The 12,720-nt window shown below is 70.9% G+C and carries 9 protein-coding genes; 6 read left to right on the top strand and 3 right to left on the bottom strand.

What is annotated here, in order from left to right; all coding sequences use genetic code 11:
* Window positions 1–10 precede the first annotated feature (10 nt).
* On the bottom strand, window positions 11–982 hold the full coding sequence (locus tag ACFWXC_RS36720) for an LLM class flavin-dependent oxidoreductase (protein WP_384485678.1): 972 nt from the start codon (window positions 980–982) through the stop codon (window positions 11–13).
* A gap of 58 nt (window positions 983–1,040) precedes the next feature.
* Window positions 1,041–2,513 carry a purine-cytosine permease family protein gene (locus tag ACFWXC_RS36715; protein ID WP_384485676.1) on the bottom strand — a complete coding sequence of 491 codons (1,473 nt, stop codon included), beginning with the start codon at window positions 2,511–2,513 and terminating at the stop codon, window positions 1,041–1,043.
* Between the two features lie 128 nt (window positions 2,514–2,641).
* Between ACFWXC_RS36715 and ftsY the strand changes: the two genes are divergently transcribed.
* Entirely contained in the window at window positions 2,642–3,835 is a 1,194-nt protein-coding gene (gene ftsY, locus ACFWXC_RS36710; RefSeq protein WP_384485674.1) for a signal recognition particle-docking protein FtsY, read from the top strand.
* A gap of 136 nt (window positions 3,836–3,971) precedes the next feature.
* On the opposite strand, the gene ACFWXC_RS36705 is transcribed toward ftsY, so the two are convergent.
* The gene (locus ACFWXC_RS36705) at window positions 3,972–4,628 is read right to left on the bottom strand and encodes a bifunctional DNA primase/polymerase (RefSeq protein ID WP_384485672.1); all 657 of its coding nucleotides are present in this window, start codon (window positions 4,626–4,628) and stop codon (window positions 3,972–3,974) included.
* Between the two features lie 457 nt (window positions 4,629–5,085).
* Between ACFWXC_RS36705 and ACFWXC_RS36700 the strand changes: the two genes are divergently transcribed.
* The 5 genes from ACFWXC_RS36700 to ffh all read left to right on the top strand — a co-directional run bounded on the left by ACFWXC_RS36700 (window position 5,086) and on the right by ffh (window position 12,714).
* On the top strand, window positions 5,086–6,570 hold the full coding sequence (locus ACFWXC_RS36700) for a hypothetical protein (protein WP_384485670.1): 1,485 nt from the start codon (window positions 5,086–5,088) through the stop codon (window positions 6,568–6,570).
* A 335-nt stretch (window positions 6,571–6,905) separates the two neighbouring features.
* Window positions 6,906–8,243, top strand: coding sequence for an ammonium transporter (locus ACFWXC_RS36695; protein WP_384485668.1), 1,338 nt, complete (start codon window positions 6,906–6,908; stop codon window positions 8,241–8,243).
* Window positions 8,240–8,578: a P-II family nitrogen regulator gene (locus tag ACFWXC_RS36690; RefSeq protein ID WP_384485666.1), complete on the top strand. Its 339-nt coding sequence runs from the start codon at window positions 8,240–8,242 to the stop codon at window positions 8,576–8,578. The genes ACFWXC_RS36695 and ACFWXC_RS36690 overlap by 4 nt, the downstream gene beginning before the upstream one ends.
* Before the next feature lie 35 nt (window positions 8,579–8,613).
* Window positions 8,614–11,070, top strand: a complete 2,457-nt coding sequence (locus ACFWXC_RS36685; protein ID WP_384485664.1) for a [protein-PII] uridylyltransferase — start codon at window positions 8,614–8,616, stop codon at window positions 11,068–11,070.
* 93 nt (window positions 11,071–11,163) lie between these two features.
* A complete protein-coding gene (gene ffh, locus ACFWXC_RS36680; RefSeq protein WP_384485662.1) occupies window positions 11,164–12,714 on the top strand; it encodes a signal recognition particle protein in 1,551 nt (516 codons plus the stop codon).
* The last annotated feature ends 6 nt before the right edge of the window (window positions 12,715–12,720 follow it).

Raw genomic sequence — 12,720 nt, 5'->3', positions numbered from 1 at the left:
CGTCTTCCGCCTACGCCGGAAGCGCCGGAAGCACGGCCTCTGCGAACAGCCGCAGGCTTCGCCAGCCCTCCTCCAGGGGCATGCCGCCTGCCAGCGGGTGGAGGACCAGGTTGTCCAGGCCGGCCGTCACGCATTCCTCCGGCGTGAGGATGCGGTAGACGCCCTCCGCGCGGAGTTCCTCCACCGTCGTCGCCGACGAGCGCACCGCCGAGTGGATGTCGCCGGACTGCCAGGACGCGTAGGTGAGGGCCTCGTGCAGGAAGTGCTGCCCGTACCGATCCCACGCCCGGTCCGGGTCCTCGGCGATGTGCAGCAGCGGTGTCTCCGCCGTGGGCATCATCGTCCAGCCCTCCGTGCCGTACTCGGTGAGCTTCTCCTTGTAGTACGCCTCCAGCTCCGGCAGATGCGCGCTGGGGAAGAACGGCAGGCCGAGCCGGGCGGCGCGGCGGGCGGCGGCCTTGGAGGAGCCGCCGACCAGCAGCAGCGGATGCGGATCGGTGAAGGGGCGCGGTGTGACCCGCACCGTGCGGCCCCGGTACTCGAACTCCTCCCCGGTCCACGCCTTGAGCACCGTCTCCAGCACCTCGTCCTGCAGCCGGCCCCGCCGCTTCCACTCCACGTCGAACAGGGCGTACTCCTCCGGCCGGTAGCCGATCCCGGCCACCGTCACCAGCCGGCCCCCGCCGAGCAGGTCGAGCACCGCGATGTCCTCCGCCAGCCGCAGCGGGTCGTGCAGCGGGCCGATCACCGCCGACACGGTCACCGCGATGTTCCGGGTCGCCCCGAACACCGCGCCCGCGAAGACGAACGGCGACGGCAGCCAGTTGTTGTCGACCCCGTGGTGTTCCTCGGTCTGGACCGTGGTGACCCCGTGCTCGTCGGCGTACGCGGCCATCTCCACGGCGGTCCGGTAGCGGGCGCCCAGGGAAGCGGAGTCGGCCCCGGGCTCGACGAGGTTGAAGCGGACGACCGAGACGGGCATGGGAGTTCCCCTTCACCTTCGCCGGGCGGGTGTGGCGGGGACAGTAGCTGACGGTGCGTCAGACAGCCAGAGTCGCGCGCTCCCCGGCCGCGGCCGGCACCACCGCCGGCTTCGGCAGCACCGCGTACAGCAGACCCGAGACGACGATCGTCGCGATCCAGCCCAGCCCGTACCGGCCCACGGGGTTGTTCGCGGCGAACGGGCCGGTGAACCAGTCGGACCTGGTGAACAGGGACCCGGCCAGCAGGCCGAGCGCCCAGGCCGTGACGGCGGCGGGGGAGAAGCCCGCCCGGTACCAGTAGGCGCCGGTGCGGGTGGTGTCGAGGAGCGCGGTGGCGTCGTACTCCCGCCGCCGGAGCATGTCGGTCCCGAACACGCCCACCCATGCCGAGAACGCCACCGCCAGCAGCGACAGGAAGGCGATGAACGAGCTCATGAACGAGGTCGCCGCCAGCATCAGCACCCCGCCGAGGACCAGTGAGATCACCGCGTTGACGGAGACCGCCCAGGGGCGGGGGATCCGGAAGCCGAGCGTCTGCGCGGTGAAGCCCGCCGAGTACATCGACATCGCGTTGATCAGCACCATCCCGATCAGCGCGATCAGCAGATAGGGGACGGCGAGCCACAGCGGGAGGATCTCGCCGAGGAAGGAGACCGGGTCGGCGGCCTTGGCGAGATCCGGCGTGCCGGTCGCCACCACCGCACCCATCAGGACCATGGGGAGGACGACGAGCACGGCGCCGCCGACCGTGTTGCGTACGATCGCCGCCGAGGACGCCGTACCCGGCAGATACCGCGTGAAGTCCGGCGAGGCCGGAGCCCAGCTCATCCCGCCCGCCGCGATCAGTCCGACCCCGGTCACCATCGCGGCCGTGGGGCCGGCGGCCTGTCCGAACACCCGGTCCCAGTCCGTCTCCACGATCAGACGGCCGAGGACCAGCAGGGTGAAGGCGCCGAACAGCCAGGTCGCCCACCGGTTGCAGCGCTGCACCGCCTTGATGCCCATGCCCGAGATCGCGAACGTGGTGATCACGAAGAGCAGGAGGGTGACGATGATCAGGGCTGTGTTGCTCCTGATCCCGAAGAGGATGTCCAGGACCGTCAGCAGCGCATAGGCGCCGGTCACCGCGTTGATCGTCTCCCAGCCCCAGCGCGCCACCCAGATCAGCGCGCCGGGCAGCAGATTGCCGCGCTGCCCGAAGACCGCGCGGGACAGGGCCATGCCCGGTGCGCCACCCCGTTTGCCCGCGATGCCGACCAGCCCCACCAGGCCGTACGACACGATCGGCGCGACGGTGCCGACCACCAGCGCCTGCCAGAAGTTCAGTCCGAACGAGACCGTCAGACTCGCACCCACGGTGAGCAGCAGGACGGTGATGTTGGCGGCGATCCAGGTGGGGAGCAGTCCACGGGGTGTCCCGGTGCGCTCGGAGTCGGGGACCGGTTCGATGCCCCGGGTTTCGAGGCCGTGCTGCTCCAGTGACTCTTCCAGATGTTCGAGGGCGCCATCGTGGTGGGCGGGGGTGCTCACGAGCAGCCATCGTACTTTAGTCTGACGAATCAACCCAAAGGTGACATCTCGGTTCGAGGGATCGTCCGGAAACTCCCTCGCGAGGGAGCAAAGTCGTGCCCGGGGGAGGGATGGATACTGGACGCGTTATGGAAACCGTCATCCTTGCTGTAGTCATCGCCGTGGTCGTGCTCGGCGCGATCGGCGGGCTCGTCATCGGCAGCCGGCGCAAGAAGTCGCTGCCCCCGCCGCCGCCCGCCGCGCCCGACATCACCGCGCCCCCGGCCGAGCCGCACGTCGGCGACGAGGCCGAGACGCCGCGCGACGAACCGCGCCGGACGATAGAGGAGGTCGACCTTCCCGACGGCTCGGCTCCCGTCGTCCTGGAAGAGCCCCCGGCTCCCGAGATCGAGATCCCCGAGCCCACGGCCGGCCGCCTGGTCCGGTTGCGTGCCCGGCTCTCCCGCTCCCAGAACGCCCTCGGCAAGGGGCTGCTCACGCTGCTCTCGCGCGAGCACCTCGACGACGACACCTGGGAGGAGATCGAGGACACCCTGCTCACCGCCGACGTCGGTGTGCAGCCCACCACCGAATTGGTCGAACAGCTGCGCGAGCGCGTCAAGGTGCTCGGCACCCGCACCCCCGAGGAGCTGCGCGGGCTGCTGCGCGAGGAGCTGCTCAAGCTGGTCGGTACGGAGGCCGACCGCGCGGTGAAGACCGAGCCCGCCGACCGCAAGCCCGGCATCGTGATGGTCGTCGGCGTGAACGGCACCGGCAAGACCACCACCACCGGCAAGCTCGCGCGCGTGCTCGTCGCCGACGGCCGTACGGTCGTCCTCGGCGCCGCCGACACCTTCCGGGCCGCCGCCGCCGACCAGCTCCAGACCTGGGGCGAGCGGGTGGGTGCCTACACCGTGCGCGGGCCGGAGGGCGGCGACCCCGCCTCCGTCGCGTTCGACGCGGTGAAGGAGGGCAAGGAGATGGGGGTGGATGTCGTACTGATCGACACCGCCGGGCGTCTTCATACCAAGACCGGGCTCATGGACGAGCTCGGCAAGGTCAAGCGGGTCGTCGAGAAGCACGCCCCGCTGGACGAGGTGCTGCTCGTCCTGGACGCCACCACCGGCCAGAACGGCCTGGTCCAGGCCCGGGTGTTCGCCGAGGTCGTCGACATCACCGGCATCGTGCTCACCAAGCTGGACGGCACCGCCAAGGGCGGCATCGTGATCGCGGTCCAGCGCGAACTGGGCGTCCCCGTGAAGCTCATCGGCCTCGGCGAGGGCGCGGACGACCTGGCACCGTTCGAGCCGGAGGCGTTCGTGGATGCCCTTATCGGTGACTGACCCCGGGAGGGTGAATTTACCCGCCGCTGCGGCGAGAGCCCCCGTGAACCTTCGAGCCCTCGTGAACCTTCGTGAGAAGCGCCCGATCCCTACCGTGCAGTCGGGGACGGGCGCTTCGGCGTACCGGCCCCTGCGGCTACGCCCGTGACCGGTGCGCCACGTACGCCAGTGTCCCCAGCAGCAGCCTCGCCGCCGGCGGCTTCGTCGCCGAGTCCAGGGCCGGTGGCCGCAGCCAGCGCACCGGGCCCAGGCCGCCCCGGTCGGACGGCGGCGCGGTGATGTACGCACCCGGGCCGAGGCCGCGCAGGTCCAGGGAGGTCGGGTCGTCCCAGCCCATGCGGTAGAGCAGTCCGGGAAGTTCGGCGGCGACGCCGGGGGCGACGAGGAAGTGGGCGCGGCCCTCCGGGGTGGCGATGACCGGGCCGAGCGGCAGACCCATCCGCTCCAGGCGAACCAGGGCCCGGCGCCCGGCGGCCTCGGCGACCTCGACCACGTCGAACGCGCGGCCGGCCGGCAGCATCACCGCCGCGCCCGGGAACTCGCCCCAGGCCTTGGTGACCTCGTCGAGCGTGGCCCCCGCGGACACCTGGGGCGCGAAGTCCAGCGGATGCGCTCCCGGCGCGGGACAGTCGGCGTGCCCGCACGAGCACGCGCCGGCCGCGGCCCGGGCGCCCGGGACCACGTCCCAGCCCCACAGGCCGGTGAACTCGGCGACGGCGGTGCAATCCGATGAACGACCGCGCCGGCGCGTGCCGGAGCGGATCTCGCGAATGCCGCCGATCGTGAAGCCCATGCCCCCTCCAACGGGTCCGGCGCGCCGGTGGTTACGACACGGAACGAGACCGAAACGGAACGTGACGCTACGGCTCCGCCTTCCCTGACGGCCGCAAGGTCAAGGCAGCGCCTGGAAGCGCTGCCGGTGGTGCACCTGGGGCTGCGCGCCCCCGAGTGCATCGCTCCGCCTACTCCCGGCCGTCCTATGTCAAGTGAATCGCGCCAAGGGTGTCGCGAGTTCATTCGAAGGGGTGGCGAATGGTGGCGTTTCCGGGATCGCCATGGCTGGAGCAGTGATCGTAGGATTACTTTGAGTGCACGAGGCCTGGGGGCACATGCACTCGTGGGTATGCCGGAGGCAACTCGGTATCCCGTTCGAAGGGTGAGAACTAGCGGACGGGCGGCCGTATTTACCGGCATTCTGATAGGGCTTGGCGCATCCGGCAACAAGTGGTCTCAGGGATGGGGGCGTTCCAGTGGGCGGCAACGGCGGAAGCGGGACGACCGCGGCCAGTACGGACAAGCGCCCCAATGAGCTGCTCAACTCGTGGTTCGTGCGCAGCGGCTGGTCCAAGGGCGAGCTGGCGCGGCAAGTGAACCGCAGGGCACGCCAGTTGGGGGCCAACCACATCTCGACCGACACGTCGAGGGTGCGCCGCTGGCTCGACGGGGAGAACCCGCGCGAGCCGATCCCGCGGATCCTCTCCGAGCTGTTCTCCGAGCGCTTCGGCTGTGTCGTCTCGGTCGAGGACCTCGGTCTGCGGGCCGCCCGCCAGTCACCCTCGGCGACCGGCGTCGACCTGCCCTGGACGGGCCCGCAGACGGTGGCCCTGCTCAGCGAGTTCTCGCGCAGCGACCTGATGCTGGCGCGGCGCGGCTTCCTCGGAACGTCGCTGATCCTGTCGGCGGGCCCGTCCCTCATCGAGCCCATGCAGCGCTGGCTCGTCCCCTCGCCCACCGCCCCGCAGCAGCCCCCCGAGCCGGCGGCCGACTCCCGCCGCCCAGGCCGCCTCTCCAAGCCCGAGCTGGAGCTGCTGGAGTCCACCACGGTGATGTTCCGCCAGTGGGACGCCCAGTGCGGCGGCGGCCTGCGCCGCAAGGCGGTCGTCGGCCAGCTGCACGAGGTCACCGACCTCCTCCAGGAGCCCCAGCCCGAGACCACCACCCGCAAGCTCTTCCAGGTCGCCGCCGAGCTGGCGGAGCTGGCCGGCTGGATGTCCTACGACGTCGGGCTCCAGCCCACCGCCCAGAAGTACTTCGTGCTCGCCCTGCACGCGGCCAAGGAGGCCGGTGACAAGCCGCTGGGCTCGTACGTCCTCTCCAGCATGAGCCGCCAGATGATCCACCTCGGCCGGCCCGACGACGCCCTGGAGCTGATCCACCTCGCCCAGTACGGCAGCCGGGACTGCGCGAGCCCGCGCACCCAGTCGATGCTGTATGCGATGGAGGCCCGCGCCTACGCCAACATGGGCCAGCCCGGCAAGTGCAAGCGGGCGGTCCGGATGGCCGAGGACACCTTCGCCGAGGCCGACGAGTGGGACGAGCCGGACCCCGACTGGATCCGCTTCTTCTCCGAGGCCGAGCTCTACGGCGAGAACAGCCACTCCTTCCGCGACCTCGCCTATGTCGCCGGCCGCAGCCCCACCTACGCCTCGCTGGCGGAGCCCCTGATGCAGCGGGCCGTGGAGCTTTTCGCCAAGGACAGCGAGCACCAGCGGTCGTACGCACTGAACCTCATCGGCATGGCCACCGTGCACCTGCTGCGGGGCGAGCCCGAGCAGAGCACGGTTCTCGCCTCCGAGGCCATGGGCATCGCCAAGAAGGTGCGCTCCGAGCGCGTGAACACTCGTATCCGAAAGACGGTGGACTCCGCCGTCCGCGACCACGGTGATCTCGCCGTGGTCGTCGACCTCACCGAACAGCTCGCCGTCGATCTGCCGGAGACCGCCGAGGCGGTCTGAACCCCGGCACACCACGGACCCCGGCCGCGGCCGGCCCTCCCGAACTGCCCGACTCGGCTCCCCCACGCCAGGTCATCGGAAGGCCGCCGCGGCCGGTTCTCTCCGTCCGGGAGAAGGTTGCGCCACGATAACGATCCCGCAGCCCGGTATCTCGCAGTTCATCGACGCGTAACACGCAGGGCGTCTTCGTCACTCCGGCGAAACAACGAGGGGCAACGACCGAAACGGCGCTGCGCCAATCTCATGGCGCATAACCGGCCCACCCCCCGCTTGAACCGGACCGCTCTCAGGCATCGCCCGCACACAGGGCCGTACCAATCGACGAGGAGACGCCGATGGCACCAGCCATCATGCTTGCCGCGGAGGCACCCAAGCTGTCCTCCGCGAACACAGGCTTCATGCTCATCTGTTCCGCCCTGGTGCTGCTCATGACGCCGGGCCTCGCCTTCTTCTACGGAGGCATGGTCCGCGTCAAGAGCACCCTGAACATGCTGATGATGAGCTTCGTCAGCATCGGGATCGTCACCATCCTGTGGGTGCTCTACGGCTTCTCCCTGGCCTTCGGCTCCAGCAACGGCTTCATCGGCTTCAACTCCGACTGGCTGGGCATGAGCAACGTCGGCCTGACGGAGCTCTGGGACGGCTACACGATCCCGATCTTCGTCTTCATGGTCTTCCAGATGATGTTCGCGGTCATCACACCGGCGCTGATAAGCGGTGCCATCGCCGACCGCGTCAAGTTCTCGGCCTGGGCGCTCTTCGTCGCCCTGTGGCTCACGGTCGTCTACGTCCCGGTCGCCCACTGGGTGTGGGGTGCCGACGGCTGGGCCTACAAGCTCGGTGTGATCGACTTCGCCGGTGGTACCGCGGTGCACATCAACGCCGGTGCCGGCGCGCTCGGCGTGATCCTGGTCATCGGCAAGCGGGTCGGGTTCAAGAAGGACCCGATGCGCCCGCACAGCCTCCCGCTGGTCATGCTCGGCGCCGGTCTGCTGTGGTTCGGCTGGTTCGGCTTCAACGCCGGCTCCTGGCTCGGCAACGATGACGGCGTCGGCGCGCTGATGTTCGTCAACACGCAGGTCGCCACCGCCGCCGCCATGCTGGCCTGGCTCGCCTACGAGAAGATCCGGCACGGCGCGTTCACCACGCTGGGCGCCGCCTCCGGCGCGGTCGCCGGTCTGGTCGCGATCACCCCGTCCGGTGGTGCGGTCTCCCCGCTCGGCGCGATCGCCGTCGGCGTCATCGCCGGTGTCGCCTGCGCCGCGGCCGTCGGACTGAAGTTCAAGTTCGGCTACGACGACTCCCTGGACGTCGTCGGCGTCCACATGGTCGGCGGCATCATCGGCTCCCTGCTCATCGGCTTCTTCGCCACCGGCAAGGGCCAGTCCGCCGCGACCGGCGTCTTCTACGGCGACCACTCCTTCACCCAGCTGTGGAAGCAGTTCGCCGGTGTCGGTGCGGTCCTCGCCTACTCCCTGGTCGCCTCCGCGGTCCTCGCCTTCCTCCTCGACAAGACCATCGGTATGCGGGTCTCCGAGGACGAAGAGGTCTCCGGCATCGACCAGGCCGAGCACGCCGAGACTGCATACGACTTCAGCGGTGCGGGCGGCGGTGTCCTCGGCACCGTCTCCGCCGCGGCCCTGGCCGGCACGAGCAAGAAGGTGGACGCATGAAGCTCATCACCGCTGTCGTGAAGCCCCACCGGCTCGACGAGATCAAGGAGGCCCTGCAGGCCTTCGGCGTCCACGGTCTCACGGTCACCGAGGCCAGCGGCTACGGTCGGCAGCGCGGCCACACCGAGGTCTACCGTGGTGCCGAGTACACGGTCGACCTGGTGCCCAAGATCCGCATCGAGGTGCTGGCCGAGGACGAGGACGCCGAACAGCTGATCGACATCATCGTCAAGGCCGCCCGCACCGGCAAGATCGGTGACGGCAAGGTCTGGTCCCTCCCGGTCGAGACCGCCGTACGGGTCCGCACGGGCGAACGCGGACCGGACGCACTGTAGAACAGAACCATCTGAATACAGGCAGGAGTCGCTGGGTGACGGGTACGGAAGTTCGGAACGACGCAGAGAACACGGGACCCAGCGGCTACGCGGCGGCCCGGCTGCGCCTCCTCACCGAGGGGGCGCGGTCCGGGCCGTCGCGCCGTACCGCCCTCGCCGAACTCACGGACGAATGGCTGACCGGCCTGTTCGCGGCGGCCACCGAGGGCATCAAGGGCGGCGTCTCCCTGGTCGCCGTCGGCGGCTACGGCCGCGGCGAACTGTCCCCGCGCAGCGACCTGGACCTCCTGCTCCTGCACGACGGCGGCGACTCCGGCGCGGTCGCCGCCGTCGCCGACCGGCTCTGGTACCCCGTCTGGGACCTGGGCCTGGCCCTCGACCACTCCGTGCGCACCCCCGCCGAGGCCCGCAAGACCGCCGGCGAGGACCTCAAGGTCCAGCTGGGCCTGCTCGACGCCCGCCACATCGCCGGCGACCTGGGCCTGACCTCCGGACTGCGCACCGCGATCCTCGCCGACTGGCGCAACCAGGCGCCCAAACGCCTCCCCGAACTCCAGGAGCTCTGCGTCGAGCGCGCCGAACGCCAGGGCGAGCTGCAGTACCTCCTGGAGCCGGACCTGAAGGAGGCCCGCGGCGGGCTCCGGGACGCCACCGCGCTGCGCGCCGTCGCCGCCTCCTGGCTGGCCGACGCCCCGCGCGAGGGCCTCGCCGACGCCCGCCGGCGCCTGCTCGACGTCCGCGACGCCCTGCACCTCACGACGGGGCGCGCCACCGACCGCCTCGCGCTCCAGGAGCAGGACCAGGTCGCCGCCGAACTGGACCTCCTCGACGCCGACACGCTCCTGCGCCAGGTCTACGAGTCCGCGCGGGTCATTTCGTACGCCAGTGATGTCACCTGGCGTGAGGTGGGGCGCGTACTGCGTTCGCGCGCCGTGCGGCCGCGGCTGCGCGCCATGCTGGGCGGCGGCAAGCCGGTCGCCGAGCGCTCCCCGCTCGCCGAAGGGGTGGTGGAACAGGACGGCGAGGTGGTGCTCGCCCGCGCCGCACGCCCCGAACGCGACCCCGTGCTCCCGTTGCGCGCCGCGGCCGCCGCCGCGCAGTCCGGCCTCCCGCTCTCCCTGCACGCCGTACGGCGCATGGCCGCCACCGCGCGCCCCCTGCCCACGCCCTGGCCCGCCGAGGCGCGCGAGCAGCTGGTCACGCTCCTTGGCTCCGGCCGCCCCACCGTCGAGGTCTGGGAGGCGCTGGAGGCGGAGGGCCTGATCACCCGGCTCCTTCCCGACTGGGAGCGGGTCCGCTGCCGTCCGCAGCGCAATGCCGTGCACATCTGGACCGTCGACCGGCACCTCATCGAGACCGCCGTCCGCGCCTCCGAGTTCGCCCGCCGCGTGCACCGCCCCGACCTGCTCCTGGTCGCCGCGCTGCTGCACGACATCGGCAAGGGCTGGCCCGGCGACCACTCGGTGGCCGGCGAGATCATCGCCAAGGACGTGGCGGCCAGGATCGGCTTCGACCGCACGGAGGTGGCGGTCCTGTCCACGCTCGTACGGCACCACCTGCTGCTCATCGAGACCGCCACCCGGCGCGACCTGGAGGACCCGGCCACGGTCCGCCTGGTCGCCGAGGCGGTCGGCAGCCAGGGCACCCTGGAGCTGCTGCACGCCCTCACCGAGGCCGACGCGCTGGCCACCGGCCCGGCCGCCTGGTCGTCCTGGCGCGGCTCGCTCGTCGCCGACCTGGTCAAGCGGGTCTCGGCGGTCCTCGCCGGGGACACCGCCGACGAGCCCGAGCCGGGCGCGCCCACGGCCGAGCAGGAGCGGCTGGCGATCGAGGCGTTCCGCACCGGCAGCCCGGTGCTGTCGCTGCGGGCCCAGACCGAACCGTCGGCGACGGAGGACGAGCCGTCCGGCGACCCCGAGCCGCTCGGCGTGGAACTGCTCATCGCCGTACCGGACCAGCCGGGCGTCCTCCCGGCCGTCGCCGGCGTCCTGGCCATGCACCGCCTCGCCGTCCGCACCGCCGAGCTGCGCTCCCTCCGGCTCCCCGACGACGTCGACGACGGCGCCGTCCTGCTCCTGGACTGGCGGGTCGCCGCCGAGTACGGCTCCCTGCCCCAGGCGGCCCGTCTCCGTGCGGACCTGGTCCGTGCCCTGGACGGCTCCCTGGACATCGCCGGGCGCCTCGCCGAGCGGGACGCGGCCTACCCGAGGCGCCGGGGCTGGGTGGCCCCGCCGCCGCGCGTGACGGTCGCCTCGGCGGCCTCCCGGCACGCCACGGTGATCGAGGTGCGGGCCCAGGACGCACCCGGCCTGCTGTTCCGGATCGGGCGGGCGCTGGAAGACGCCGAGGTACGGGTGCGCAGCGCGCATGTCAGTACGCTCGGGTCCAACGCCGTCGACGCCTTCTACGTGACCGGCACCGACCACGCGCCGCTGCCCGCGGAGGAGGCGAGCTCCGTGGCGCGCAAGCTGGAGGAGATGCTGAGGGCCTGACCGCACGGTTGTGCAAGGCGGGGACCACTTCCTTGCGCGGCCGGATACCCTGGAAGACGCTCACTGCCCCCGACTCCGAGGACCGACGCCGCCGTGTTCGACACTCTCTCCGATCGCCTTTCAGCGACCTTCAAGAATCTGCGCGGCAAAGGGCGTCTGAGCGAAGCGGACATCGACGCCACGGCGCGGGACATCCGCATCGCGCTGCTCGAAGCCGACGTGGCCCTCCCGGTCGTCCGCACGTTCATCAAGAACGTCAAGGAGCGGGCGCTCGGCTCCGAGGTCTCCAAGGCCCTGAACCCGGCCCAGCAGGTCCTGAAGATCGTCAACGACGAGCTGGTCACCATCCTCGGCGGCGAGACCCGGCGGCTGCGCTTCGCCAAGCAGCCGCCCACCGTGATCATGCTCGCCGGTCTCCAGGGTGCCGGTAAGACCACCCTCGCGGGCAAGCTCGGCCACTGGCTCAAGGGGCAGGGCCACTCCCCGCTCCTGGTCGCCGCCGACCTCCAGCGCCCCAACGCCGTCAACCAGCTCAGCGTCGTCGCCGAGCGTGCGGGGGTCGCCGTCTACGCGCCCGAGCCGGGCAACGGCGTCGGCGACCCGGTCAAGGTCGCCAGGGACTCCATGGAGTTCGCCAAGCAGAAGGTCCACGACATCGTGATCGTGGACACCGCCGGCCGTCTCGGCATCGACCAGGAACTGATGCAGCAGGCCGCCGACATCCGGGACGCGGTCAGCCCCGACGAGATCCTCTTCGTCGTCGACGCCATGATCGGCCAGGACGCCGTCACCACCGCCGAGGCCTTCCGCGACGGCGTCGGCTTCGACGGTGTCGTCCTCTCCAAGCTCGACGGTGACGCCCGCGGTGGTGCCGCGCTCTCCATCCGCCAGGTCACCGGCAAGCCGATCATGTTCGCCTCGAACGGCGAGAAGCTCGACGACTTCGACGCCTTCCACCCGGACCGGATGGCTTCCCGCATCCTCGACATGGGTGACCTGCTCACCCTGATCGAGCAGGCGGAGAAGACGTTCAGCCAGGAAGAGGCCGAGAAGATGGCCTCCAAGCTGGCGTCCAAGAAGGGCCAGGACTTCACCCTGGACGACTTCCTGGCCCAGATGGAGCAGGTCAGGAAGATGGGCAGCATCTCCAAGCTGCTCGGCATGCTGCCCGGCATGGGCCAGATCAAGGACCAGATCAACAACCTGGACGAGCGGGATGTCGACCGCACTGCCGCGATCATCAAGTCGATGACCCCGGGCGAGCGCCAGGACCCGAACATCATCAACGGCTCGCGCCGCGCCCGTATCGCCAAGGGCTCCGGTGTCGAGGTCAGCGCGGTCAAGGGGCTCGTCGAGCGGTTCTTCGAGGCCCGCAAGATGATGTCCCGCATGGCCCAGGGCGGCGGTATGCCGGGCATGCCGGGGATCCCGGGCATGGGCGGCGGCCCCGGCCGTACCAAGAAGCAGCCGAAGCAGGCCAAGGGCAAGCAGCGCTCCGGCAACCCGATGAAGCGCAAGCAGCAGGAGCTGGAGGAGGCCCAGCGCCGCGAGGCGGCCGCCCAGGGCGGGAACGCCTTCGGGGTGCCGCAGCAGGGCAGCCAGGACTTCGAGCTGCCGGACGAGTTCAAGAAGTTCATGGGCTGAGTTCGC

The organism is Streptomyces sp. NPDC058683, assembly GCF_042716195.1.
Lineage (GTDB): Bacteria > Actinomycetota > Actinomycetes > Streptomycetales > Streptomycetaceae > Streptomyces.
The sequence above is the reverse complement of the archived record's forward strand: the minus strand, read 5'-3'. Positions and strand labels throughout refer to the sequence as shown.

Excerpts from the sequence above, each read along its gene's own strand:
- ACFWXC_RS36720 (WP_384485678.1), bottom strand. The coding sequence starts at position 982 with ATGCCCGTCTCGGTCGTCCGCTTCAACCTCGTCGAGCCCGGGGCCGAC.
- ftsY (WP_384485674.1), top strand. The coding sequence starts at position 2,642 with ATGGAAACCGTCATCCTTGCTGTAGTCATCGCCGTGGTCGTGCTCGGC.
- ACFWXC_RS36705 (WP_384485672.1), bottom strand. The coding sequence starts at position 4,628 with ATGGGCTTCACGATCGGCGGCATTCGCGAGATCCGCTCCGGCACGCGC.
- ACFWXC_RS36695 (WP_384485668.1), top strand. The coding sequence starts at position 6,906 with ATGGCACCAGCCATCATGCTTGCCGCGGAGGCACCCAAGCTGTCCTCC.
- ACFWXC_RS36690 (WP_384485666.1), top strand. The coding sequence starts at position 8,240 with ATGAAGCTCATCACCGCTGTCGTGAAGCCCCACCGGCTCGACGAGATC.